This window comes from Janthinobacterium sp. GW821-FHT03C10 (assembly GCF_059420865.1).
Genome location: NZ_JBWKUN010000001.1, coordinates 345969 through 371625 on the forward strand (window position 1 = coordinate 345969; position 25657 = coordinate 371625).

The following is a 25657-nucleotide window of genomic DNA, read 5'->3' on the forward strand; positions in this document are numbered from 1 at the left end:
AGAGTAGCTGGACAAGTTAAGCCTGTCCAAGACATAATTTGATCAACTTGAGTCCTGAAAGGTCTGATATGCTGGACATGCGCCAATTGCAATACTTCATCGCCGTCGCCGAGGAAGAACACGTGGGACGGGCCGCCGAGCGCCTGCATATTTCCCAGTCGCCGCTGAGCCGGCAGATCGCCCAGCTCGAAGACAAGCTGGGCCTGACCCTGTTCGAGCGCAGCGCGCAGCGCATCCGCCTGACGCGCGACGGCCATACCTTCCTGGCCGAAGCGCGCGCTTTTATTACCCACGGGAACCGGCTGGAAGCGCTGGCAAAACGCCTGGGGCGCGGCGACGAGGGCGGCCTGTGCATCGGCTACATCGAGAACGCCATGCATGCGGGCGTCTTGCCCGACGGCTTGCGCACCTTGCGCGCCACGCGGCCGCAAGTGCACGTTGCCCTGTATAACCTGCATTCGGCCGAGCAGATCGAGGGCTTGCGCCAGCGCAGCCTTGATATTGCGCTGCTGTGCGAACCGCCGCTGCCGAACGACCCCGACCTCGATTGCGCGCAAGTGCTGAGCGACCCCATGCTGCTGGCCTTGCCGCAGGCGCACCCGCTGGCAGCCAAGGCCGAGCTGACCCCGGCCGACCTGGCGGGCCAGGAGTGGATTGCCGTGCTGCACAAGGAAAGCGCGTTGAAACACGATAATTTCATCGCCGCCTGTGCGCGCGCCGGTTTTACGCCCGATATCCGCATGGAAGCGACGGAACCGCTGACGGCGCTGGGCCTGGTGGCGGCCGGCCTGGGCATGGCCATGATCCAGCACAGCCTGCGCCAGCACGCGCCGGCCGGCGTCGTCGTGCGCGAGTTGCCGTGGTTCAGCTATCGCACGCCCTTGTGGCTGGCCTGGCACAAGGTGAATCTGCGCCCGCTGGTGGGAATTTTCCGCGCAACCTTGCTGGAGCAGGCGGGCGCGCTGGCCTGACGGGACGCCCGCCTGACTGGCCTGGCATCAGACGCTGCCGGGCCGCGGAGCGCGTGGCGTAGCCTTGGCGATGACGGGGACATCCGTCAGCCTCGCTTTCAGGCGCGCAAACTGCGGCCAGCAGGGGATGGCCAGCTTCTGGACTTGCTGCGCTTGCCGCTCGGCTGGCAGCTTGCTCCAGGAATCGACATGCAGGTGTCCGTTTTTGATATCGATGCTGTAACGGGCCGTGTACAGCGCTGGCGTATCCTGCACTTCGAACTGCCAATGGTCTTCGTTCCTCTTCTTCGTCACGCTACGGTGATGGATGCTGGCGAACAGCGTGCCATCCTTGCATGGGGACAGCGATCGAATGCCGATCAGCGGCGGGTAGGTCCTGGTCTTGCGTTGCCTGTCCCACCACTTGTTGTCCTCATGGGTATCCCTGTCGCCGATCAGCGTATCGGGCGAGTGCGTCATCCATCGTGGCTTGTCGATCAGCCCGCGCAGGCAGCTGATCACCGAGGCGTGCGTGGCGCACGCCATGCCCCATGGCCCGAAAACCCAGAGAAAGTACGGGTCGACATCGATGCCGCCATAGCTGCCCCACGGAGACGGCACGTAGCGCAGTGTGTTTAGATAATCGACATAGATGTCGCCGGACGTGGCGAGCGCGCCATACAGGATGGCATGCTCTTCGCCCTTGCCTTGCAGCAGCTCTGGCGGCATGGCGTCCCCGTGCGGATCGCCAGGCAAGGTGGCGGGCGGGTGGTGAAGCGCGCGCACATTGACGATACCGGATTTGGTGGTCGCTTTCCAGCCGATTTCCTTCAAGGTGTCGTTGGCACCGATCGCAAACAGTTTGACGGCGCCACTGTTGCCATCATTGCGTGCGGCATATACGAACGAGGTATCGCGCTCCCTGGGGGAGGGGATGGCCCAGACGTCATGGAATTTATCCGGGGAAATCATTGCGCGGCCAGAAATGTCGACGGCGGCAGGGTCTACCCAGCCGTGCTCCATGTCTCCGTTGTCGGACAATACCCAGTGCTGGCAAAAAAAGATGCGATAGCGGGCCTGCAGCGAGCCTGCGAATGTTCCGGGAATGCTCATGGCGAAGCGGTGGCCGCGGTCGTAGGGCCCCATTTGCAACAGGGTCCAGTCAGCGGGTTCCATGACCTTGCCTCCCGTGGCAGCGTAGAGGTCGGACTTGTTCCTGTTTCTATTGTTATAGTTGTTGTTCAGGTTACTGTTTTCACTGGCGCCGAGGTAGACGAACAGTCCCCGCGTGCGTGCCACCGGCTCGACGGCCTGCATGAACCGCAGGATCAGATCGTTACCGTCGTCCCACAGCTTCGGTATCGCCTCGACGGTGGCACTGAGCATCATCAAACGATCATAGATCGCGTCGAACTGGTGCTGGAACTTCGTGTAGTCCGGGTTCTTGCTCGAGGCGTCGTCCAGCCGCCGATTCACCACGGCAAGGTTTGCCATGGATGCCAGGGCCATGTTGGCGAGCAGGGAGTCGGCGTAGGTACGGCAGAAAACGCCCAGGATTTCCGGCCATTGGGGCAGTTCCTGGGTTTTTGGGTCCTTCAGCCATTCCGCGGTCGCCCACTTCCTGTATAGCAGGGAAATCTTGTCGTGCGCCTTGTTGATGGAAACGAGGCAGGTATCGAGACCTTTGTGGAACGTCCTGAGGTCCTCTTCCGTCTTCATGGGAAGTTGCAACAGGAGCGGCAGGTCTGCTCGCATGCGATACACGGTGCGCGTATATTCGTCGACGACATTGGCATGCTCTTGCGCATTGCGCAGTTTTTCGTCCGCGTTCAGCCCCTTGATCGCCTCGATGATCTGGTCCTTGAGGGAAGGCTGCTCTTCCCCGAAATACGTGAGGAGCTGGCCGACGAGGCCAAACAGCGCCGCAAACGCCACGCCATACGGACCGGCGGCGACGGAGAAGCCGGCGAGTATCTGCATGCCGGAAGCGCAGATAGTCATCAGCGCGGCACTGCCGTTGATATGGTCGCCGGCCTTGAAGGCGGCAGACGCGGACAGCATGGCATCGACCATGTCGGGCAGGTTCTTGTCGATGGCATCGAGGATGTCCTTGGCATCCTTCCTGGCCTTGCCGCCTGATTTCTCGTCGTGCAAGGTGCGCAGCGCATCCTCATACGTCGTCTGTATCTCGCGGGTTGCCGTCGCAATGATCTGGATCTGCTTTTTTTCCTTGGTCGATTGCGCATGCAGGTTCATCAGCGCAAGCTGTCTCTTGATTTGGTCGGGATCGGCAGTCAAGTTGTCATCCTTCCATTGCGGCGCAAGCGCTTGTTGGGAAAAGAAAAATATTGCATCCAGACTAACATGAGCGGCTGGGCGCAGAGGCAACATTTGATGACGGCAAGCCAGCGCAGCGGCATGCGGCGGCCGGCACCCTGGCGCCACTGGACGAAGGAATGGGAGGGCATTGCCGCGTTGACGGGCAATATTGTCATGCAGTAAATTAAAATGGCTATGCTTTCGCTAGTCAGCCGGCGCCGCCTATATTTTCCTGCTGCGCTTTAGGTGCAGGGGCAGCAGCCACCACATGCAGACGATCAGCGTGCCCATCAGCACGCTGGCGACGATGCCGGCCACGTGGCCGAAGACTTCCGACATCACCAGATTGGTGCCCAGAATAAACGCCAGCGCCAGGGAAAAGGCGCCGCACATCATGATGCGGTCGGCCACGCGCTTGAAGCGTTCGCGGTCTTGCAGGGGACGCATCACGCGGTGCTGGATGGCCGGCGCGCTGAGCAGCACCAGGCTGGTCATGGACAGGAAAAACGTCAGCAGGAAGACGATCTTTTCCGCCTGCACGATCTTCGCGAAGCCGCCGTTGAAGGGCAGGATGATGAGGAAGGCCGTCAGCATCTGCGCGCCCGGCAAGAGGATGCGCAATTCGCTGAGCAGGTCGGACAGGTCGCCTTCGTCGCCCGGCTGGTCATCCTCGTGCTGCTGTCGCGCGTGTGGCATGGCGTGGTCCTCGTGGTGGTGGTGGTGGTGGTGGTGGTGCCAGTCTACGCGCAGGCACCCGCGCCGACTGTGGGCGCGCGCACCTTCAGAAGCATTGCGCGATGCCTTGGCGCAGGCGCCACAGGGGCGTCGAGACGATGGCCGTGGCGCTGTGCGAGGCGTCGTGGCCGCAATGGCCGCAGCTGTGGCGGCGGTGCGGCGCCAGCGCGAAGCTGCCCAGGTCCAGGTGCGGATGGCCGCAGCGGGCGCAGTCGCTGCAGCCGAGCGGGGTGCCCGCCTGCAAGGCGGCGGCGAACGCCTGCGCGGCGGGCGGCGTGATATTCAGCTGCGCGACGTCGGCAGGGAACAAGCCGGGCAGGGCGCGGCAATCGATGGCCAGCGCGGCCGCGTCGCGCGCCAGCAGGGCGCCGCCGTCATCGGCCCGGGCGCGCAGTTGCAGCAAGCCATCGGGGCCCAGGCGCAAGGTGGTGGCGTGAAAGCGGCCGGGGTCGAACAGTTCCGGATACAGCACATAGCCCATGGGGCTGGCGTGCTGGCGGCAACGCTTCTGCCGCGTCGCCTGCCGCTCGGCCAGGTCCGCCTGCGTGCCCCAGTAGCACTGGTGCGTGCGGCACCAGTGGCGCGCCGCGCCATTGCGAAACTTTCCGGCTGGCAGCAGATCGCACGCGATGATGGCGTCTTCGCCCGCGCCGGCGCGAAAGTGGCCGGTGATGTGCTGCGTGGTGACGGCAAGGTGGCCCGTGCTCGCTTGCAGGGGCCAGCAGATGCCGGGCAGGGTCAGCGGCGTGGGCAAGGGCGCCTCCGCGCGGCTAGCGGCTTGCGAGCCGCTAGCGGGCCGGCATGAAAAAGCCCGCCGACTGGGGCGGGCTGTGCTGACGGGAATGCCTGCGGCATGGCCCGGTTTATTCTTCCGTATCGGCCAGGGTGACGATGGCGCGCGCCCACTTCGAGTATTTCAGGTTCGCCAGATCGCGCACGGTCTTGATATTGAACGCTTGCTTGAGCAGTTCCGCATCCTTCTCGCTCACGCCTTGCAGCGCATCGACGGGCGCATCGGCGATTTCCTTGAACGTCTTTTTTTCGTAGGCCTTGTCTACCGCTTTATTGATGTTCATGTGTTGATACTCCTCAGTAAGTAGGAAAATTAATTCTACACGTTTTTGTAAATCGTCAATTTACGCTTGCATGTTGTGCCGAACTAAATATGATGGAGGTGGGTGAGGCTGCGGCCGAGCCTGTTTTTGTTCCGCCTGTTAAATTGCAAATATAGCATTTGAATTATATATAGTATAATTGTTATGTGTGTCGGCGATTATGCGCCGGCCTTACCGGACGCCGCTGTACGCGGCACCAATCGACAGCGTTCAGGAGAATACGATGAGTTTGCTAGACCAACTTGCAGGACAGGCGATGAGCGCTTTGGGCAACAAGGGTGCTGACGGGGAAGCCCCATCGGGATTGATGGCCAGCGTGATGGAGCTGGTCAACCAGCATGGCGGCTTGCCCGGCCTGCTGCAGAAATTCCAGGAAAGCGGCCTGGGCGACCAGGTGGCCAGCTGGATCGGCACCGGCGCCAATGCGCCCGTCTCCGGCGACCAGATCAAGGATGCGCTGGGCGCCGACACGATCACGCAGATCGCGGAAAAAGCGGGCGTCGCCCCGGACGCGGCCTCGGGCGGCCTGGCCGCCTTGCTGCCCCAGCTGATCGACAAGCTGACGCCGAACGGTCAAGTACCTGAAGGCAATGACCTCGTCAGCCAAGGCTTGAATATGCTCAAGGGCAAGATCTTCGGTTGATATTTATTGCCGCAGAACTCAAAAACCTCGCAGCGATGCGAGGTTTTTTGTTTTCAGGCGGCGGCCATCATGCCGAAACGCTGAGGTTCGCTGGTCAGCCTGGCCGTACTCCCCTCCACCAGATACGAGCAATAGCGGCGCCGCTCGGCGATGCCGCCGCGCCGTTCCATCAGCTCGCTCAGCATGGCGACGGCATCGGTGGCCATCTTTTGCACGGGCTGGCGCAGGGTGGTGATGTCGTAGCTGAGCCAGCCCGACGCTTCCAGCGCGTCGAAGCCGGCCACGGACATCTGCAGCGGCACCTGGATGCCCATCTGGTGGCGCGCCGTGTCCAGGCAGCCGATGGCCATGATGTCGTTGCCGCAAATGACGGCGTCCGGCACGCGGCCCAGGCGGTCGATGACCTTGCGCAAGCCGCGTCCGCCGCTGGCGTAATCGTAGTTGCCGCTGACGACGATGGGCGCGGGCAAGCCCAGCGTGAACAGCCGGTCCAGCACGCCGGCCTTGCGTTCCTGCGCCACGGCCGAGTCGCCGGGACCGTCGATGACGGCGAACTGGCGGTGGCCGGCCTCGGCCAGGCGCGAGACGAGCAGGCGCGCCGCTTCCCCCTGGTCGCACAGCACGGCATGCACGGCGTGCTCGCGGGGGCTGCGGTTGAACAGCACCAGCGGCACGTCGCGCCGGGCGAATTCGGCCATCTGCGCGTCCGACAGGAAGGCGGCCACGACGGCGCCATCGACCTGGTATTGCCATACATCGCTCAAGACCCTGCCGACGTCCGCTTCGCGCTCCAGCGTAAACAACAGTAGACGCTTGCCCTGGCGGGCGATTTGCTGGCTCAGGTCGGACAATACTTGCGGATAGTACAGATTGGCCAGGTTGGAAATGATGACGGCCACCAGGTTCGAGCGCCGCGTGATCAGGCTGCGCGCGGCCGCGTTGGGGATGTAGTCGAGGGTGATGGCCGCCTGCATGACCTTGGCGTGGGTGGCGGGCGAGACGCTGGCGCCCGGCTTGAAGCAGCGCGACACGGCCGATTGCGACACGCCGGCCAGCAGGGCCACGTCATACGAAGTCACGCGCCGTCCGGTGCCGGGTATGGCGCGGGCGGCGGTGCTGGGTGTCCGGGCTACAGTATTCTTTTTTCGCATATTGGTTTGGCAAGCAACCTGTCTCAAAGTATTCCTGCAGGCCCGGCCGCTTGTGGCGGCCTGGGCGGGCAGAATGAGCATAGCGAAAATATTTCCATGTGGCAAGACTGTTTTATTGTCTATGTTGCAAAAAATTTGATTGAATGGCAAGTGGTATGCTTGTCCTTCAATCGGGACTGTCGCAGGGGCCGCTGCCATACGGGCTGAGGCGTCCCGGCGGGTCCACGCGGCGGGCGCTGAAATCGCTGGCCAGGGCGGGCAATGGCAGATCCGCCGTCGTGCTCGCTTCCGTGCCGCTGACGCTGCCGCGCACGGTCAGGGCGACGTCCACCCAGGAAGCAAAGTTGCGCGGATAGCTGATGGTGACGGTGGCCATGCCCAGCGCGTCGCTCAGGCCGCTGGCGCTGACGGTCAGGGGGATGCCCGGGTCGAGCACGCCATTGCCGTTGCGGTCGTAGGCGGCGTCAAAAATGCCATTGCGCAAAACGTCCTCGTTGGCGCAGCTGTAGTGGGGCAGGGCCAGGCGCCAGACGCCCGTGTCGGGGAATTCGGGCTTGTCCGCTTGCCACGTATACAATCCCTTGGCATAGCGGCTGGGCCAGGCGGCGGCCGTGATGGCGACGCCGGGCACGGCATTGCCGGCGCTGTCCGAGACGAACACGGCAAAGTCCTTCTGCAGCACGCTGGCCGAATATTCGCGTAGCAGGCTACCCGTGCCCAGCTTGATCGACAGCGCTTGCCGCGCCACCGTCAGGCGCACGAGTGCCGTGGCCGCCGCTTGCGGGGCGCCTTCGATGCGGGCCTGGATCAGCACGCCGTCGCGGCCGCTGTCGGCCGGTCCCGCCACGTATTCGGCGCGCGCCAGGCCGTCGCTGCCCGTCAGCACCCGGCCCGCCTGCCGCAGGTAGCCGCCGCTGGGGTCGCTCAAGATGGTAAACACGACGGGCGCATTCTTGACCAGGTTGCTCGCCGGGCCATCGCGCACCACGGCGCTGATTGTGCTCATACTGGTGCTGGCGTTGTCGGCCGTGGCCGCCGAAGTGCTCGTATTCGCGCGCAGCACGGCCGGCTCCGCCTGCACGGCCAGCTTGCTGGCAGGGCTCAATGGCGCGACGAATTCCAGCCGCGTCTGCGCCGAGGGCCCACCGGCCACGGCGGCCGTGATGGTGGCCACGCCCGCGTTGGCCGACTGCACATAGCTGCGCGGCAAGTTGCCATTGCTAAAAGTCAAGCTGGCAGGCAGGGTCTGGCTGCAGGCGTTGTCCGCGAACAGGCCGCCGCGCGTGGTCGACAGGCTGGCGCTGCCCGATTGCGCCACGCCCGCCTTGTCGTAGCGCGCGTCGATGGGCTGGCATGTGAGGGTGGCCACTTCCGGCAGCACGTCCGCGCCATTGGCGTCCTGGCCCACGGCCGGACTCAGGCGCAGGTCGCTGCCGGCCACGGCATACGCTTGCGTGGCAGCGGCGCCCAGCGCGTTGACGGACACGGCATCCTTGCCCAGGCTGCCTGCCGTCAGGCGCAGCACCAGCTGGCCTTGCGCATTGCTGAGCGCCGCGCCGCCGTCCTTGACACGCACGCCGTTGCCGGCGCCCGTGCTGTAGGCGATGGCGGCGCCGGCCACGGGTTTGCGCGCCGAGTCGCGCACGGTGACGGTAAGGTCGGCACCCTGGCCCAGCATCAAGGCGGACGGTCCCAGCAATTCCACGCTGCTGCCCGTGACGGCCACCGTGCCCTTGCCGCTGCGCGTGCCCACATGCGCCGTCACGGTGATGCTGCGGTTGCTGTTGGCGCCGCCCGTGCCCAGCAGGGCGCGCGCCTGGCCGTTCTTGTCCGTGACGGCGTCGACGCTGCCGAGGATGCCGGAATCGGCCGCAAAGGAAATCTTGGCGTTTGGCAAGGCCAGGTTGGCGCCATCCTTGACGAGGGCCGTGACGGCCACTTCGCTGCCGGCCAGGCCCGCGGAGGCCAGTTCCGTGCTGGAAAACACCAGGTTGACGGCGCTGGCCAGGCTGGCCGGCTCAGGCGGCGTGACGGGCGGAATCACAGGGGGCGTCACGGGCGGGGTGACAGGCGGGGTGACGGGCGGCGTGATCGGCGGCGGCAGGCTGCCGCCGCAGCCTGCCGTGCTGTGCAGCGAGCAGCCGCCGGATGCCTGCGTATCGGTGCCGCCCCCGCCGCCGCAGCCGGCCAGGCAAACGAGGAATGCGGCCAGGCTGGCGGCGGGCAGGTGGCGCAGGGGGGCGAGGAACATGATGATCTCCGGGAACTTGCCGAGTTGCTCGGCATCAATTTCTCAAGAGTAGCTTTTGCGCGCGGCGGGTACTTGATGCAAAGCAAGCTTGTTGTCTTGGCCCAGCCGGAAGTATTTTTCTGGTGCAATGGCGTGCGTTCTGATAACATAACGCCCCTTTATTCAGGGAAGGGTCGACATGGCCAATGCTTGCGGCGTCGATTTCGGCACGTCAAATTCCACGGTAGGCTGGGCACGTCCCGGGCAGAGCACCATGCTCGGCCTGGAAGATGGCAAGACGACCTTACCGTCCGTCGTCTTCTTCAATGCGGAAGACGAGGAAGTCAGTTTTGGCCGCGCGGCGCTGGCCGGCTATCTGGCCGGTTACGAGGGCCGTCTGATGCGCTCGCTGAAAAGCTTGCTGGGTACCAGCCTCATCGATGGCCAGACGGAAGTGGGCGGCCGTGCCTTGCCGTTCCGCATGTTGCTGGCGCAATTCATTGGCGAAGTGAAGCGCCGCGCCGAGCAGTCCGCCGGCCGCGAATTCTCGTCCGCCGTGTTCGGCCGTCCCGTCTTCTTTATCGACGACAATGCGCAGGCCGACCAGCTGGCGCAGGATACCCTGGCCGAAGTGGCCCGCTCCGTCGGCTTCAAGGACGTCGCCTTCCAGTTCGAACCGATCGCCGCCGCCTTCGACTACGAGTCGCAGATAGCCAAGGAAGAGCTGGTACTGATCGCCGACATCGGCGGCGGTACCTCCGACTTTTCGCTGGTGCGCCTGTCGCCGGAGCGGGCGAAAAAGGCCGAGCGCCGCGACGACATCCTCGCCACGGGCGGCGTGCACATCGGCGGCACGGATTTCGATAAATACCTGAGCCTGTCTTCCGTCATGCCCTTGCTTGGCTACGGCAGCCGCCTGCACAACAATAGCGAAGTGCCGTCCAGCTATTATTTCAACCTGGCGACCTGGCACACGATCAACCTGGCCTACACGAAGAAGATCTGGGTGCAGCTGGCCGACGTGTGCCGCGATGCGCGCGAGCAAGACAAGATGGGGCGCTTGCAAAAGCTGATCGACGAGCGGGCCGGCCACTGGCTGGCCATGAAGGTGGAAGAGGGCAAGATCGCCCTGTCCGACGCGGCCGAGGTACAGCTGGAGCTGGACCGTTTGTCGCCCGCGCAAAGCCTGTTGCTCAAACGCACGCAATTCGACGACGCCATCGGTCACCTGTGCGGTTCCGTGGAAGAAACCGTGCTGCGGCTGCTGCGCGACGCGGGCGTGGCGCCGGAAGCCGTCGACACCGTATTCTTCACGGGCGGCTCTTCCGGCGTGCGCTTGCTGCGCGAAAAGATCGCCGCCCTGGTGCCGGCCGCGCGCAAGGTCGAAGGCGATTTGTTCGGCAGTATTGGTGCGGGACTCGCGCTGGACGCCGTGCGCAAGTTCGGCTAAGCTGGCCCACCGCAGCATTGCAGAAAGAGCCTTACCCCATGAATGTGTTTGACAAACCGATCGTCATGATCGACTTCGAGACGACCGGCTTGTCTCCCGACATGGGCGACCGCATCACGGAAGTGGCGGCCTTGCGCATCGAGGGCGGGCAGATCACGGACCGCTATGTGACCCTGATCAACTGCAATGCCCGCATTCCCGCGTTCATCACGGGCTTGACGGGCATCACGCAGGCCATGGTGGACAAGGCGCCGCCCGTGGCCGAGGTGGTGCCGCAATTGCTGGACTTCATCGGCAGCGATGCCTTGTCGGCGCACAATGCCAGCTTCGATGAGAAATTCCTGCGCGCGGAAAGCGCCAGGCTGAACCTGACGCCGGCGCACCAGTCGCTTGTATGTTCCTTGAAACTGTCGCGCCGCGTGTTTCCCGGCATGGCCAGCTACAAGCTGGGCTTGCTGTCGAGCCAGCTGGGCATCGCCTTCAAGAGTGCCGCCCACAGGGCCGAGTCCGATGCGGAAGTGGCGGCGCAAGTGCTGATCCATATCGGCCGCCACCTGCGCAGCAGCTATGGCATCGCCGATGTCGACGCCGACCTGTTGGTGTCGCTGAACAAGCTGGCCGCCGCCAAGGTGCCGCAATTCCTGCAAAAGCATCCATCGCGCCGCTGACCGGCGTATCGCATCCAAGCGGGCTCATCAAAACGATATAATTTTGTTATTTCATTTGAGCCTGCTCAAGTCATTTCCCCGCATCGAATTTAAAATTTAAGCAACACACGATTTCGCCGCCCTGGGCCGCCGTTTTGCGCGTGCTGCCGGCAAGCGCAATGTGGATGGGGGCGCACATGGACAAGCACCATACTGCCAGAGATAGCCACGAAGCGTATATCTGGTTCCGCACGGCTGCCGAGCAGGGCAATGCCTATGCCCAGTTCAACCTGGGATTGATGTACAAGAAGGGCGAGGGCGTGGCGCAGGACGATGCGCGCGCCTTTGTCTGGCTACGCCTGGCCGCACTGCAGGGGCTGGCTTTCGCGCAGAACCACCTGGGCGCCCTGTATTACCACGGCCGCGGCGTGGCGCAGAGCGACGAAGACGCCGTGCTGTGGTTCCGCCGCGCGGCCGCCCAGGGCGATGCCTCGGCCCAGCAAAACCTGGGGCAGATGTACCGCAAGGGGCGCGGCGTGCTGCAGAGCGACGAACTGGCCCTGGCGTGGTTTTACCGCGCCTCCGAACAGGGGGTGGCGAGCGCGCAATCCTTGCTGGGAGAAGCCTATGCGCAAGGGATGGGCGCGAAGAAGAACGATGCGCTGGCCCTGGCCTGGTTCCGCAAGGCCGCCTTGCAGGGCGATGCGCAGGCGCAGCTGAACCTGGGCCTCGTCTACAAGCGGGGCCAGGGCGTGGCGCAAAGCGATACGCAGGCACTGGCCTGGTTCCGCCAGGCTGCCGCCCAAGGCCTGGCCGTGGCGCAGCGTCAGCTTGGCGTGGCGTATGCGGAAGGCCTGGGCGTGGCGCCCGACCAGCTGCGCGCCTACGCCTGGCTGCAGCGGGCGGCCGAGCAGGATGACGCCGACGCCCAGTTCAACCTGGGCCTGATGCTGGCGCGCGGCCAGGGCGTGGACCGGGACGAGGCGCGCGCCGTCGCCTGGTACCGGCGCGCCGCGACCCAAGGCCATTGCATGGCGCAATACAATCTGGGCGGCATGTTTGCGGGCGGGCGCGGCGTCGCCCGCGACTTGCGCCAGGCGCTGGACTGGTATGCGAAGGCGGCGGCCCAGGGCGCGTCGAATGCGCAGTTCAACCTGGGCGTGATGTATGCGAATGGCCAGGGCGTGGAGCGCGACGAGGTGTGCGCCGTGCGCTGGTACCGCACGGCGGCCGAGCAGGGCGATGCCAGCGCGCAAAACAACCTGGGCGTCATGTATGCGAACGGCCATGGCGTGCCGCAAGACGATGGCCAGGCCGTGCAATGGTATGCGCGCGCGGCCGGCCAGGGCCATGCGCTGGCGCAGTACAATCTGGGCGGCATGTACAACAGCGGGCGCGGCGTGGAGAAGGATCCCGTCTGCGGCTACATGTGGCTGGCGCTGGCGGCCGAGGGCGGCGACAGCGGAGCGGCCAGGGCACGGGAAGCGGCGGCCGCCAGGCTGGAGCCGGCACAACTGGAAGAGGCGCAGCGGCGCATGCGGCAATGGCACCAGGTGCGCTCGCCGCCGCTGCCGCCCGACTGAAGCGCCAGCCCCGTGCGCGCAGGGATGCGCACTGCATGCGATAATTGCCGAAGAGCATGCCGCGAAAGCGGCGCGGTTTTCGGCACAGTGAAAGGTGGAACATGGTAAGGCAGGCAGGCGAGGATGCATCCGAGCAAAAAGTCATCGACGACATCGCCACGCACGGCTGGCATGGCGTGCATATCAGCGCTGACGAAGAAGGTCCCGGCTATGCCTTCACGATAGGCGCCGGCCACAGCTTTGGCCAGCCGGAATTTCTCATCATGGGCTTGCCGCGCTCCATGGCTCACCAGATACTCGACGTGGCGCTCGATGCCGTGCGCAGCAGCGCCATCACGGATTTCACGGCCACCACGGACGTCTTGCTGGAAGGCCATCCGTGCGCCTTCGTGCGCGTGCCCGTCGAGCAATACCGCAACTATGTCGGCTATGCGCGCTGGTATTACCAGGGCGATGATTTTACCTTGTACCAGATCGTCTGGCCGTCGCGCGATGGCCACTTCCCGTGGCAGGCGCAAGCGAGCGCGCAGTACGTGGAGAGCCAGCCCCTGCTGGGACCGGCGCCGCCGGCCGCATGACGGCAGGCATCTCCGTTCGCATTGTGACCGGCACGGCGACCTTGTGCGTGTTCGACCCGGCCCTCCTGCGCCACAAGCTCGACGATGACTGCGACTGGTGGAGCCTCCCCAGCGCGGAACTGGCGGCCGTGAATGCGGGCCAGGCGGCGTTTTTCAACGTGGGCGACGACGGCGCGTATGACATCGCCTTGCACGCCGAACTTGCCGAGCCGCATGCGAGCGTGCATCTGGCCGTGGCCTCGGGCCGCGTCTTCATCGGCGCCGGGGAAGACGTCACGGGCGGCGGCCTGGAACCGGACACGGCATACGGCGGCCTGTTCGTGGACGTGCGGGCGGGCAGCTACCGCGTGCAGGCGCGCCGCGATGGCGCGCACGTCAGCCTGGCATTCGTGCCCGATGCGCGCAGCAACAATGCGTTTTCCGACCTCGTGCGTATTTGATGCGCCGTTGAACCCTGGCTACCCATCCATACGGGCCACGGCCGCGCCTTGCCGCCGGTCCAGGAACAGGCTGTTGCCGTGGATTTTCTTCGCCTGTTTCTTCGCTTCCGCCGCCTGCGTGGCGATCTGGTGGTGCGTGTAGTACTGGTGCGCCTCGACCTTGATCACGCCCAAGGATAGGCTGATCAAGGAATAAAACACTTTCTTGCCTTGCCGGTCTTCGCTGATGTAGCCGCCCCGTTCGCAGTCGCTGCTGCTGTAGTAGGCGAGGATGGCGGCCGCGAAGTCGTCCAGCATGGCCTGGCAGCGCGTTTCCCAGTCTTCGCTCTGGAACAAAATCATGAAATCGTCGCCGCCGATGTGGCCGATGAAGTCGCGGTTCGGGTCGCAATGGCCGCTGAGGATTTCTCCCGTCAGCTGGATCACGTCGTCGCCCTTGCGGTAGCCGTACACATCGTTGAAGGGCTTGAAGTGGTCGAGGTCGCAATAGCAGACCCAGAAGCGGGCAGCGCTGTGCAACAGGCGGTCGATATGCTCGTTGATGGGCACGTTGCCGGGCAGTTGCGTGAGGGGGTTGGCGTAACGGGCCGCATTGATCTGCATCTGCGTGATTTCGCGCATCAGGTCGTGGCCCGTGCCCATGCCCAGGTAGCGGCCGTGTTCGGTAATGATGAAGCCGTTGAACAGGTGGTGGGCATCGGACTGCACCATGGTGTAGCTGAGTTCCTGCAAGCTTGTCTCGTGGTCGGCGATCAGGGGCGTGGCATCCATGAACAGGCTGCACGATTTCTTGCCGTACAGTTCGCGCTGGTAGGGGCGGGCGAAGTGGTCGATCATTTCGAAGCGGCTGATCAGGCCCAGCGGCACGCCGTCGTCGACGACGGGGATGATCATCAGCTTCGGTTCCTTCAGGAAGATGTCGTACACCTCGTTGTTGTTGAGTTGCGGCGACACGGCCGCCACGCGGTGCAGCAGCTTGCGGATGGTGGCGCCGTTCTTTTCCAGGCTGCTGCGCTGCGGATACACGGCCACGCCGTTGCGTCCCAGCGCCTGCACCACTTCGGCCGGCAGGGCGCGCGCCGGCACCATGTTGGGCCGGCCCAGGTGATAACCCTGGCCGAACGCCACGCCCAGGTCGCGCAAGACCAGCAATTCCGTCTGCGCCTCGATGCCTTCGGCGATCACCAAAGTGCCCGATTTCTCCGCGATTTCCTGGATCGAGCGCACGAACTGCAGTTTCACGGGGTCGTTATTGATGCCCTGGATGAAATGCATGTCGATCTTCACGTATTCAGGCCGCAGTTCCGACCACAGGCGCAGGCTGGAAAAGCCTTCGCCCAGGTCGTCGATGGCGATCTGGAAACCCATGTTGCGGTAATGCAGTACCGCTTCGCGCATCAGCTCGTAGTCATAGGTGGGCTGGTTTTCCGTCAGCTCGATGATGACCCGGTCCGGATTGATGCCGATGTGCTCGATGTATTCCAGGGTTTCGCCATGGCGCGCATTGCGCAGCAACAAACACTCGGGGCTGACGTTGAGAAACAGTTTTCCTGGCAGCTGCAGTTCGGCAAAGCGTTCGAGCACCACTTGCCGGCACAGGTGTTCCACTTCCAGGGTCAGGTCATGCGCGCGCGCCACCTTGAACAGATTCATCGGCGCGTGCAGGGGGCTGTCGGACGGCCCCCGTATCAAGCCCTCGTAGCCGATGATGTCGCCGCTGTGCATGTGGATGATGGGCTGGAACAGCGCGCTGAGCTTGCGGCCCGCCAGAATCTCGTGCAAGGCATCCGTCCCTTCGATGGTCATGCTGGCCGATGGCGGCTTCAGGTAAGCCACGTTCGATGGCGTCGCGGGGGCAGGCGCGGCGGTGGCGGAAGGGAGGGCGAGAGTGTACATAGGCGGATGTGGCGGCACGGCCTCTGGACGGGCCATGAACATGTTGCTGATAGTAAAGAAGATTTATGACAGCTTGATGAAACGACTTTTCTTTTGATAAAGTTTCTTGTATGAACGTCAGTTTGCCGATTCCGCCAAAAGCGAGATTTATCATGGCAATCCATCTAAATTTGCCAAACAAAAGATGGTAAATCCATCGGATAACTGTGCTTTAAAAGTGGCAATCCACGCTATGATTTCTCTTGGCGAAAGTCAACATGGGCAGCCGTGGCATGTGTGCGCGGCCTGCTTTCCTCGACATCCAACAATGAGACAAACAACCCATGCAATTACGTAGTGCAACCCTCATATGCAGCTTGCTGGCCGCTTTCGGTGGCAATGCCCTGGCACAATCCTGTCCTGCCGGCGATGGCGCCCCCGTGACGTATCCGGTCAGCAAAAAAGTCGATCAGCAAGACAGCTATTTCGGCACCACCATCGCCGATCCGTACCGCTGGCTGGAAGACGCCAACAGCGCGGAAACGGGCGAATGGGTGGCGGCGCAAAACAAGCTGACGCAATCGTACCTGGGCACGATCCCCGAGCGCACCGCGATCAAGCAGCGCCTGACCAAGCTGTGGAATTATGAGCGTTTCTCTACGCCAACGAAACAGGGTGGCCGCTACTTCTACAGCCGCAACGACGGCTTGCAAAACCAGGCCGTGCTGTACACGGTGAAAAAGCTGTCCGACGAGCCACGTCTGCTGCTGGACCCGAACACCCTGTCGACGGACGGCACGGTGGCGCTGGCCGGCACCTCGATCAGCCCGAACGGCAGATACCTGGCCTACGCCACGTCCGCCTCCGGTTCCGACTGGAACGAGTGGAAAGTGCGCGACATCGAATCGGGCAAGGATTTGACGGACCACATCAAGTGGGCCAAGTTCTCGGGCGCCTCGTGGACCAAGGACAACACCGGTTTCTTCTACAGCCGCTATGACGCGCCGAACGAAGCCACCAAGCTGGCCGATATCAATTACTTCCAGAAATTGTACTTCCACAAGATCGGCACGCCGCAAAGCGACGACGTGCTCGTCTTCGACCGTCCCGACCAGAAGGAATGGGCGTTCGGCGGCAGCACCGTCAGCGACGATGGCAATTACCTGATCATCACGGCCACGCAGGGCACGGAACGCAAGAACCGCGTCTTCTACAAGGACTTGCGCCAGAAGAACGCCAAGGTGGTGGGCTTGCTGGAGGAGTTCGACGCTTCCTACTCGTTCATCGACAATGACGGTCCCGTGTTCTTCTTCAATACGGACAACAAGGCGCCAAAATCGCGCGTGATCGCCATCGACACGCGCAAACCTGCGCCTGCCGACTGGAAAGAGATCGTGCCGCAAGCAGCGGAAACCCTGGTCGCCGTCAACCTGATCAACAACCAGCTGGTGCTTAACTACCTGAAAGATGCGCAAACGCAAATCAAGATCGTCGATCTGAAAGGCAAGCTGGTGCGTGAAGTGGCCTTGCCGGGCATCGGTTCGGCCGGTGGTTTCGCGGGCAAGCGTGGCGACACGGAAACGTTCTACTCGTTCGCCAGTTTCACGACGCCGGCGACCATCTACCGCTACGACATGAAATCGGGCAAAAGCACGGTGTACCGCCAGCCGAAGGTCGATTTCGACCCGAACGCCTTTGAAACGCGCCAGCAATTCTTCACCAGCCGCGACGGCACCAAGGTGCCGATGTTCATCGTCTCGAAAAAAGGCATGAAGCTGGATGGTTCGAACCCGACCTATCTGTACGGCTATGGCGGCTTCAATATTTCGCTCACGCCAAACTTCTCCGTGGCAAATCTCGCCTGGGTGGAAATGGGCGGCGTCTTCGTGATGGCCAACCTGCGCGGCGGCGGCGAATACGGCGAAGCCTGGCACCAGGCTGGTACCAAGCTGAACAAGCAAAACGTCTTCGACGATTTCATTGGCGCGGCGCAATGGCTGGTGGACAACAAGGTTACCTCGCCATCGAAGCTGGCGATCGGCGGCGGCAGCAATGGCGGCTTGCTGGTCGGCGCGGCCATGACGCAGCGTCCGGACCTGTTCGCCGCGGCGATTCCGCAGGTGGGCGTGCTCGACATGTTGCGTTTCCACAAGTTCACCGTGGGCTGGGGCTGGGTGCCTGACTATGGTTCGTCGGACGACGCAGAGCAATTCAAGGCGCTGGTGAAATACTCGCCGCTGCACAACCTGAAGGCGGGCGGCTGCTATCCGGCCACGATGATCACGACGGCCGACCACGACGACCGCGTCGTGCCGGCCCACAGCTTCAAGTTCGCCGCCGCCGCGCAGGCAGCGCAAGGCGGTCCGGCGCCCGTGCTGATCCGCATCGAAAGCAAGGCTGGCCATGGCGCCGGCAAGCCGACGACCAAGCAGATCGAAGAAGTGGCGGACCGCTGGGGCTTCCTCAGCCGTTCGCTGAAGATGACGCCGGTGACGGCGCCTGAGCCGGCCAAGGTGGCGGCGCAGTAATCAGGTAGTAAGGCGGTAGGTCGGATTAGCGCGCAGCGCGTAATCCGACACCGCCAGCGCCAACAATGTGTCGGATTACGCGGCGTGCCGCCGCTAATCCGACCTACGCTGGCCTGCTTCCGCAATCCTCGCCAGCACCCCCTCCCCAAACACCGTCTGAAACGGCAAATCCTTGCGCTGCGCATAGCCGATATAGCAATCGCACTTGAAGCGGGGGCAGGAGCGTTCCTGCAGCATGTCTTCCAGTTCATCCACGTACAGATTCCCCAGCCGCTCGGGCACGAAGTGGCAGCGCGCCAGCTCGCCGTCGCCGTCGACGGATAGCGACGTCTCGCCCGCCAGGCACGGTTTGCCGCGCGAGGGCGGCGGGCGGCGGTTGTGCGCGAACCACGGGTCGATGGCGTCCAGTTCGGCCAGGTCTTGTTCGCTGTAATAGCCGGGGCCACGCCGGTCGTAGGCGTTCAGCCACAGATAGACGTGGGCGGGCAGGGCCGCGCGCAGGCCGCGGATGGCCTCCAGGTGCTCGTTCATGGCGACGACGCCGACGGAATAGCGCACGCCCATGGCATCGAGCCGCGCGCAGCGGGCGAGAAAGCGGGACAAGGTCGTCTGGTCCGGGTGATAGGTGCACCACAGGCCGACCTTTTCCAGCCCGACCATGTTCTCCAGCCAGTCCAGGGGGCCGGACAGATTCGTCTGCAGCGCCACCTGGCGCACGTGCGGCAGGCTGGCCAGGGTTTGCATCGCGTTCCGGTAGTGGCGCCGCACCAGCGCTTCGCCCCAGGGCGTAAACAGCACGCTGATGTTCCGGTCTTGCGCCGCCACCCAGCTGCTAAAGCGCGCCACTTCGCGCGCATCGCGGGCCAGTGTGGCGCGGCTGTCGCGCTTCTTGGCGAACGGGCAGTAGCCGCAGGCGTAGTTGCAGCTCGATAGCGTGCCCCGGTACAGCAGGGACAGCGTTGGTGCTTGCGCTGTCAGCACGCCTGGCCGCCTTCGGCCATCAGCGCGCGCACCGTATCGGATGCCAGCCAGGGGCCGATGGTGTCGGCGTAGCTGTAGCCCCGGTCATTCAGGCGCAGCAGCGGACCGTCTTCCTCCACCAACTCCAGCGCGTGCAGCTCGGCCAGCTGCGGCAGGTCAATCTCGCAGCGGGAGCCGAAGCGCGCCGCGTAGGCGTCGCGGTCCAGGCCCGGTTCCGTCAGCAGCGACTGGATCACGTAGCGCCGGCGCTGTTCTTCGTCATCGAGCTGGTAACCGTGTTCGGCCTGCGCGAAGCGCGCCTCGTCGAGCGCCAGGTAGTTGTCGATGATGTTGATGGTATCAAGCCGCGCCACCGCGTATTGGCTCGAATAATGCAGGCGCGATGTGTAGGAGCGGGCGCCCGCGCCCAGGCCCACCATGCCGTCGTTCTGGCAGCAGTACGAAGGGCCGTCTTGTTCCGGTGCGTGGGGCGCGCGGAACATGCGCATCGACACCTGCTCGTATCCCTGGGCGCGCAAATGGTCGCGCGCGGCCGCATACAGGGCCAGGCGGCTGTCGCCGTCGCGCGCCAGCATGATGGGGTTGAGCGACTGCGCGCCCTGGCGCCGCGCCACTTTTCCAAGACCCGTCTGCTCGCGCACGTACAGCGGATACAGGTAGATTTCCTCGGGCAGGAAGGCCAGCGCGCTGTCGATGGACGCGAGCAGGCTGGCGACGGTTTGCCCCGCGATGCCGTAGATCAGGTCCAGGTTCAAGGTGGGAAAGCCGGCGTCGCGTATCAGGCCGATGGCGTGCTGCACGGTGGCGTTCTGCTGCGGGCGGGCCAGCGCGCGCATTTCGCCGGCGGCAAAGCTCTGGATGCCCAGGCTGACGCGGTCGATGCCATGCGCGCGGCAGACCGCCAGGCGTTCCGCCGTGATGGTTTCGGGCGAGGCTTCGATGCCGGCCGGCGTGTGCTGCAGGTCGATGCCGAGGATGTCGCGCGCGCCGCACAGCAGGGTATCGAGCTGCACGGGCGACAGGTAGGTGGGCGTGCCGCCGCCCAGCGCGAAGCGGGCGAAGCGCCGTTCGCCCAGTGCGCCGTTGAGTGCGCGCATCTGCACCAGCACTTGCCGCACGTAGCGCTCGACCATGTCGGCGCCGGGACGGGCCATGGCGAACAGGTTGCAAAAGCCGCAGCGCATCTCGCAAAACGGGATGTGGATGTAAGCGAAGAGGGCGGAGCGGTCCTGCCGCGCCCACAGGGGCGCGAGGGGCGCCGCCTGCGGCAAGGCGCGGTAGGCCGCCTTGTGCGGGTAGGAATACGAATACGCCTGGTAGGGCGTGTGGCGCATGCGCTGCGCCAGGGTGCCCGGTTGTTCGGATGGATTCACGGTGGGGACTCCTTGGGAGGTATATCGGTATCGGGGGCGATGAAAAAGTGCGCATACGGCACGTTCCACACGCTGTCGTGGGCGACCCTGTGGCCGCGGTAGCCGTCTTCGCCGTAGGCGCTGCCGTGGTCCGAGCAGACGATGGCGAACGTGGGCGCGCGCGCGGCGCAGGCGGCAAACAAGGGCGCCAGCGCGCCGTCCACATAGCGCAGGGCGGCCGCGTGGCTGTCGAGGTTGTCGGCGCGGCAGCCGGGCAGGTAGGCGCGGTTCGGCGTATGCAGGGCGGCCACGTTGATGAATAAAAAGGTGCGCTGTGCACCGTCCGCCAGGCGGTCGATGGCCAGCGCCACCTGTTTTTCGGTCGAATGGCGGCCGGCCACGCCCATGCCCGCACTCCAGTGGCTTTCCTGGAACAGCGAAGGCAGCACGGAGCCCAGCGCCGTCTGTTTGTTAAAGAATCCCACGCCGCCGATGCAGATGGTGCGGTAGCCGCGCGCGGCCAGCGCGGCGGGCAGGTCGGCTTCTTCGAAGGCAAACGTGTGCGGCGACGTCGTTTCGCTGCCGGCGAAGGCGGAAGCGAACAGGCGCGGATGGCGGCCCGGCGCGGCCGGCGTGGGCAAGAAGCCCGCGAAGAAGGCCTGGTGCGCCGCATACGTGAACGTGGCGGGCGAGTGGCGCCGTTCCCAGCCGCCGGGCGGCAAGAAGCGCCCCAGCACGGGCAATTCGCCCGCCTCGTACAGGGCTTGCGCCACGTCAAAGCGCAGCGTGTCGAGCGTGAGGAAGACGATATCGTGACTGCCGACGACGGCGTGCATGTCGGGGATGATCGGTGTTTCTTTAAGCATGGGCCAGTTGCGCCGTGTAAGTATCGATGCCTTGCCACAGCAAGCCTGGCAGCAGGTCGCCGAAGGCGTTCGCCTCCAGCACGTGGGCCTGGCCGTGGCGCACGACGAGGTCGTAGCCCGTCACGTGGCTGGCGGGGAAGGCGCGCGCGGCCAGGGCGGCGGTTTGCTCCAGCGCGGTCAGGTCGGCTGCGTCCAGCAGGCCGGACGCGTCGCCGCGCCGGTTGTCGAGGTGCAGATTCGTCATCATCTGCGGTCCGATGCGCGCCACGCGGTGCGCGGGCTGGCCCGCCACGGTCACCACGCGCAGGTCGTAATGGCTGTCGCCGCAGCGCGGCTTGTTCAGCCACCTTTCCGCATACAGCTCCTGCGCGGCCAGCGCGTCGACGAGGGCGGCGATGTCGGCGGTCGTCTCGTAGCGCGCCATGCGTTTGACGTTGAACAAACGCGTCCGGCCATCCGCCCGCGACAAGGTGGCCGAGGTGGTGGCTTGCTGGCGCCCGGCCTTGTTCCGGCGATAGGCGATGACGCCGGATGCGGACGAGCCGTAGCGCGGTTTCAGGTAGACGCGGTCCAGGTCATGCTGGTGCAGCAGCGCCTGCAGATGCTCGTAGCCGTGCACGGGGCCGAGCAGGCTGGGAATGGCGATGCCGTGTGCGGCCAGGTGGCGCTGGCAGGCCAGCTTGTCCGTCATGCGGCTGATTTCGGCCGGTGCATTGAGCACGCGCGTTTGCGGCAAATCAGCCAGTTGCGCCGCCACGGACGCCATGGCCGCCGTAAAGCCGGCAAACCATGCATCCATGGCCAGCAGCTCGCCGTGTTCGGGCGCAGCGACCGGCGGACGCTCCAGCAGCCTGCAGCCCGCCTGCAGCAACAGCAAATGGGCGGCGGCATCGTCGCCGGGCGGCTCGATTTTGAGTATGCCTGGCTGGCGCAATGCATCATGCAGCAGCGCAGGCTGCGCCAGCCAGTCGCGCCATTCCAGCACCTGCGCGGGCGGCAGGCGCAGTTGGGCGCGCGCCGCCTGCATCAGGCGCACGCGCTTGCTGCCCTGTGTCGCCAGCAGGGTGAGTTGCGTGTGCAAAGGGCGAAGCTCCGCTTATTCGCCGACAGCCACGTAGCGGTAGCTTTCGCCGTCGTCCTCGTCCGCTTCCTGCGGGTCGTCCAGTACCACCTCGAAGGGCAGCGCCTTCAGCTTGGCCTGGTTTTCTTCCGAGATGTAGTGGTGCGACAGGTCCAGGCGCTTCAACTTGCCCAGCTGCGTGTGATTGAGCACGGCCACGGCGCCCAGGTCGCCGATGGTGCCCAGCGACAGGTCCAGCGTATCGAGTTGCGCCGCCAGCGGTTCCTCGGCCAGCCAGACGGCCAGGTCGTCGGCGATTTCCGCGTCGCGCAAGCCCAGATATTTCAGGGTGGGCACGGTCAGCTGCGCCAGCACCTTGCGGTACAGGTCCACGTCGCCCGAAAAACCATAGTCGTCCGTGCCCAGCCACAGTTCCAGGTGTTCCAGCTGCGGCATGCTCGATTGCGCCAGCGCCTCGGCGATCTTTTGATCGAGGCCGCCCGCTTCGATGGTGAAGCGGCGCAGGTGCTGGTGCGCGAACGGTTCGATGACGAGTTCATTGCCGCCGCGGATGCGCAGTTCTTCCAGCAGCGGGAAGGCGTCCAGCAGGGGCTTGTAGCTGCCTTGCACGATCCACGAGATTTCGCATTCCTCGTACGTCATGTCGCCGATGAACAGGGCGCGCAGCTTCGGCAACTGCGGCGCGTGGGCGATCAGCGCGGCCATCACCTCGTCGGCGCCCGATTCGTACGGGTCGCCCCACATGCCGATGATCAGCGCTTCGAGCGCGCCCTTGTCGGCCTTGCCGAGAAAGCCGGCGATCAGCTCGTCCATCTTGCGCTTGTCGTCGTATTCGAGCGACAGGCGGTAGACGATGCCGGGCGAGGCGTCGAACGGCAGGTCGGGGTCGTACTGGACGACTTTCTTGTCGTGGAAGGTGGTGGTGCTGTCGGAAATGGTCATCGCTGTGGCTCCGTGTGGGCGGTGGAGGCCTGGATGCCGCGCGCAGTGTGGCGGAGGGGCGAGCCGGGATGTGCCGCGACGCTCTGCGAAGACATCCAGGCCTGGAAATCTTGTCTATACTAAAATCTTAGCATAGCCATATGGACATATTGCGCACTGCTGGCGGCGCCTACCTGTGGATGACCACCAGCAAAGCCTTGCCCTCGGTCTTGCCCAGGTTGCGTATCGTATGCGGCTGGTCGGCCGGATACCGTGCCGTGCCACCATTCTTGACCTTTTTCTTCGCCGCGCCCACTTCCAGTTCCAGGTTGCCGTGGATCACCGTCAAATGCTCGGTGGTGCCCGGGTCGTGCGGCTGCGAGGCCAGTTCGCCACCGGGCGCCAGGGTCACTTCATACCATTCGTATTTGCCGGCCAGCTCCATCGGTCCCAGGATGCGCAGCACGTAGCCCGCGTGGTCGCCGGGCAGGGTGGGGGTTTCATGGGCATCCGTGATGCGGATGGTTTCCACGGCTTTTTCCGCGCTCGACAGCAATTCGCCGATCTGCACGCCCAGGGCGTTGGCCAGGCGCCACGTAATGGCGATGGTGGGATTGGCTTTTTCGCGCTCGATCTGCGACAGCATGGACTTCGAGACGCCCGCGATGCGCGACAAATCCTCGAGTGTCAGGCCGCGCGCCAGGCGCAGCCGTTGCAGGGTGGCACCCACTTCAGGGGGAGAATTGGTCGAAACGCTGGTTTTCATCGGCAGGTGGCTTGCAAAGTTCAAAAGGCTTGGGTAATATCCACTATATTGAATTTCAGTTCGAAATAGTGGATTTTGAAGGGAATCACGGAAACGTGTAGACTTCAAACAGCGCTTCACGGTACAGCATTGCGCGCGCACCGGTCAAGCGACGGCTTTTCCCCTATGGCGGCCAATACAACACGCATACAACAGGGACACACAAGGATCATCATGAGCGAGCAAGCGAAGAACACCTTTTTCAGCGGTCTGCAACAGAACCTCGATCAACTGCGCCAGCAAGGCTTGTACAAGCCGGAGCGCGTGATCGCCTCGCGCCAGGGCGCTGAAGTGGTGTGCGACGACGGCCGTACCCTGATCAATATGTGTGCGAACAACTACCTGGGCCTGTCCGGCGACCTGCAGACGCAGGAAGCATCTATTGCCGCTACGCAAAAATACGGCTACGGCCTGTCGTCCGTGCGCTTCATCTGCGGCACGCAAACCGTACATAAAGAATTGGAACAGGCGATTTCCGCCTTCCTGGGCACCGAAGACACGATTTTGTACGCGGCGGCCTTCGACGCCAACGGCGGCGTGTTCGAGCCCCTGTTCGATGAAAACGACGCCATCATCTCGGACGCGCTGAACCACGCCTCCATCATCGACGGCATCCGCCTGTGCAAGGCCGGCCGCTACCGCTACGCCCACAACGACATGGCCGACCTGGAAGTACAACTGCAAGCGGCGATTGCCGCCGGCAAGCGCCACAAGGTCATCGTCACGGACGGCGTGTTCTCGATGGACGGCACGATCGCGCAACTGGACAAGATCTGCGACCTGGCCGACAAGTATGGCGCGCTGGTGATGATCGATGAATGTCACGCTTCCGGCTTCATGGGCGCGACGGGCCGCGGCACGCACGAGCACCACAATGTGATGGGCCGCATCGACATCATCACGGGCACCCTGGGCAAGGCCCTGGGCGGCGCCATGGGCGGTTTTACCTCGGCGCGCAAGGAAGTCATCGACACCCTGCGCCAGAAATCGCGTCCCTACCTTTTCTCGAACACCCTGGCGCCATCGATCGCCGGCGCTTCGCTGTCGGTGCTGGAGCGCCTGGCCAAGTCGACGGAACTGCGCGACCGCCTGCATGACAACACGGCGTTCTTCCGCAGCGAGATCGAACGCATCGGCTTTACCATCAAGCCGGGCACGCATCCCGTGGTTCCCGTGATGCTGTTCGACGCGCCCGTGGCGCAGAAATTCGCCGCCCGCCTGTATGAACTGGGCGTGCTGGTGACGGGCTTCTTCTACCCGGTCGTGCCGATGGGCCAGGCCCGTGTCCGCGTGCAGCTGTCCGCCGCGCACACCCGCGCACAGCTGGTGCAAGTGCTGGCCGCCTTCGAGCAGGCCGGCAAGGAACTCGGTCTGCTGACCAGCACTACCACGACCAACTAACAAGAA

General features: G+C 64.2%; 23 protein-coding genes. 10 read left to right on the top strand and 13 right to left on the bottom strand.

Translation table 11 applies throughout. The annotated features are described in order from the left end of the window. Positions 1–68 precede the first annotated feature (68 nt). Positions 69–971: a LysR family transcriptional regulator gene (locus AC07VH_RS01285; RefSeq protein WP_489627531.1), complete on the top strand. Its 903-nt coding sequence runs from the start codon at positions 69–71 to the stop codon at positions 969–971. Between the two features lie 27 nt (positions 972–998). Here the strand turns inward: AC07VH_RS01285 and AC07VH_RS01290 are convergent, their stop codons facing one another. Then, positions 999–3206: a hypothetical protein gene (locus AC07VH_RS01290; RefSeq protein ID WP_494786502.1), complete on the bottom strand. Its 2208-nt coding sequence runs from the start codon at positions 3204–3206 to the stop codon at positions 999–1001. Between AC07VH_RS01290 and AC07VH_RS01295 the strand changes: the two genes are divergently transcribed. Beyond that, positions 3195–3452, top strand: coding sequence for a hypothetical protein (locus AC07VH_RS01295; protein ID WP_494786503.1), 258 nt, complete (start codon positions 3195–3197; stop codon positions 3450–3452). The genes AC07VH_RS01290 and AC07VH_RS01295 overlap by 12 nt on opposite strands. Positions 3453–3491: 39 nt before the next feature. On the opposite strand, the gene AC07VH_RS01300 is transcribed toward AC07VH_RS01295, so the two are convergent. From AC07VH_RS01300 to AC07VH_RS01310, 3 genes are all read right to left on the bottom strand, one after another. Then, positions 3492–3965, bottom strand: a complete 474-nt coding sequence (locus AC07VH_RS01300; RefSeq protein ID WP_475414489.1) for a DUF6328 family protein — start codon at positions 3963–3965, stop codon at positions 3492–3494. A gap of 85 nt (positions 3966–4050) precedes the next feature. Then, positions 4051–4758, bottom strand: coding sequence for a hypothetical protein (locus AC07VH_RS01305; protein ID WP_489627529.1), 708 nt, complete (start codon positions 4756–4758; stop codon positions 4051–4053). A 109-nt stretch (positions 4759–4867) separates the two neighbouring features. Then, entirely contained in the window at positions 4868–5080 is a 213-nt protein-coding gene (locus AC07VH_RS01310) for a hypothetical protein (RefSeq protein ID WP_034751103.1), read from the bottom strand. A gap of 262 nt (positions 5081–5342) precedes the next feature. Between AC07VH_RS01310 and AC07VH_RS01315 the strand changes: the two genes are divergently transcribed. Beyond that, on the top strand, positions 5343–5762 hold the full coding sequence (locus tag AC07VH_RS01315) for a YidB family protein (protein WP_475414491.1): 420 nt from the start codon (positions 5343–5345) through the stop codon (positions 5760–5762). 53 nt (positions 5763–5815) lie between these two features. Here AC07VH_RS01315 and AC07VH_RS01320 read toward each other — a convergent pair whose 3' ends face one another. After that, positions 5816–6841 (bottom strand): LacI family DNA-binding transcriptional regulator, encoded by a 1026-nt coding sequence (locus tag AC07VH_RS01320; RefSeq protein ID WP_475414492.1) that lies wholly within the window; start codon positions 6839–6841, stop codon positions 5816–5818. Positions 6842–7079: 238 nt separating this feature from the next. Continuing rightward, the gene (locus AC07VH_RS01325; protein WP_494786504.1) at positions 7080–9164 is read right to left on the bottom strand and encodes an Ig-like domain-containing protein; all 2085 of its coding nucleotides are present in this window, start codon (positions 9162–9164) and stop codon (positions 7080–7082) included. 178 nt (positions 9165–9342) lie between these two features. Between AC07VH_RS01325 and AC07VH_RS01330 the strand changes: the two genes are divergently transcribed. The 5 genes from AC07VH_RS01330 (at position 9343) to AC07VH_RS01350 (ending at position 13841) form a co-directional block, all read left to right on the top strand. Further along, on the top strand, positions 9343–10593 hold the full coding sequence (locus tag AC07VH_RS01330) for an Hsp70 family protein (RefSeq protein ID WP_475414494.1): 1251 nt from the start codon (positions 9343–9345) through the stop codon (positions 10591–10593). A 38-nt stretch (positions 10594–10631) separates the two neighbouring features. Next, positions 10632–11261, top strand: coding sequence for a 3'-5' exonuclease (locus AC07VH_RS01335; RefSeq protein WP_475414495.1), 630 nt, complete (start codon positions 10632–10634; stop codon positions 11259–11261). 176 nt (positions 11262–11437) lie between these two features. After that, entirely contained in the window at positions 11438–12823 is a 1386-nt protein-coding gene (locus tag AC07VH_RS01340) for a tetratricopeptide repeat protein (protein ID WP_489627523.1), read from the top strand. A 101-nt stretch (positions 12824–12924) separates the two neighbouring features. Continuing rightward, positions 12925–13401, top strand: coding sequence for a DUF4262 domain-containing protein (locus AC07VH_RS01345; RefSeq protein WP_494786505.1), 477 nt, complete (start codon positions 12925–12927; stop codon positions 13399–13401). After that, complete coding sequence (locus AC07VH_RS01350; RefSeq protein WP_494786506.1) at positions 13398–13841, top strand: DUF6386 family protein; 444 nt, start codon at positions 13398–13400, stop codon at positions 13839–13841. Before AC07VH_RS01345 ends, AC07VH_RS01350 begins: the two co-directional genes overlap by 4 nt. An 18-nt stretch (positions 13842–13859) precedes the next feature. Here AC07VH_RS01350 and AC07VH_RS01355 read toward each other — a convergent pair whose 3' ends face one another. Continuing rightward, positions 13860–15647 carry a GGDEF domain-containing protein gene (locus tag AC07VH_RS01355; protein WP_494787100.1) on the bottom strand — a complete coding sequence of 596 codons (1788 nt, stop codon included), beginning with the start codon at positions 15645–15647 and terminating at the stop codon, positions 13860–13862. Between the two features lie 413 nt (positions 15648–16060). Here AC07VH_RS01355 and AC07VH_RS01360 point away from each other — a divergent pair, with 413 nt between their 5' ends. After that, positions 16061–18244: a prolyl oligopeptidase family serine peptidase gene (locus tag AC07VH_RS01360; RefSeq protein ID WP_494786507.1), complete on the top strand. Its 2184-nt coding sequence runs from the start codon at positions 16061–16063 to the stop codon at positions 18242–18244. 93 nt (positions 18245–18337) lie between these two features. Here AC07VH_RS01360 and AC07VH_RS01365 read toward each other — a convergent pair whose 3' ends face one another. The 6 genes from AC07VH_RS01365 to AC07VH_RS01390 form a co-directional block, all read right to left on the bottom strand. Continuing rightward, a complete protein-coding gene (locus AC07VH_RS01365; RefSeq protein WP_494786508.1) occupies positions 18338–19225 on the bottom strand; it encodes an STM4011 family radical SAM protein in 888 nt (295 codons plus the stop codon). After that, complete coding sequence (locus AC07VH_RS01370; protein ID WP_494786509.1) at positions 19219–20598, bottom strand: STM4012 family radical SAM protein; 1380 nt, start codon at positions 20596–20598, stop codon at positions 19219–19221. Before AC07VH_RS01370 ends, AC07VH_RS01365 begins: the two co-directional genes overlap by 7 nt. Then, positions 20595–21443: an STM4013/SEN3800 family hydrolase gene (locus AC07VH_RS01375; protein WP_494786510.1), complete on the bottom strand. Its 849-nt coding sequence runs from the start codon at positions 21441–21443 to the stop codon at positions 20595–20597. Before AC07VH_RS01375 ends, AC07VH_RS01370 begins: the two co-directional genes overlap by 4 nt. Further along, positions 21436–22524 carry an STM4014 family protein gene (locus AC07VH_RS01380; protein ID WP_494786511.1) on the bottom strand — a complete coding sequence of 363 codons (1089 nt, stop codon included), beginning with the start codon at positions 22522–22524 and terminating at the stop codon, positions 21436–21438. Before AC07VH_RS01380 ends, AC07VH_RS01375 begins: the two co-directional genes overlap by 8 nt. A gap of 15 nt (positions 22525–22539) precedes the next feature. Further along, a complete protein-coding gene (locus AC07VH_RS01385) occupies positions 22540–23466 on the bottom strand; it encodes an STM4015 family protein (protein WP_494786512.1) in 927 nt (308 codons plus the stop codon). A 169-nt stretch (positions 23467–23635) separates the two neighbouring features. Then, positions 23636–24211 carry a helix-turn-helix domain-containing protein gene (locus AC07VH_RS01390; protein WP_070218654.1) on the bottom strand — a complete coding sequence of 192 codons (576 nt, stop codon included), beginning with the start codon at positions 24209–24211 and terminating at the stop codon, positions 23636–23638. Positions 24212–24424: 213 nt separating this feature from the next. Here AC07VH_RS01390 and kbl point away from each other — a divergent pair, with 213 nt between their 5' ends. Further along, entirely contained in the window at positions 24425–25651 is a 1227-nt protein-coding gene (gene kbl / locus AC07VH_RS01395; RefSeq protein ID WP_494786513.1) for a glycine C-acetyltransferase, read from the top strand. Positions 25652–25657 lie beyond the last annotated feature (6 nt).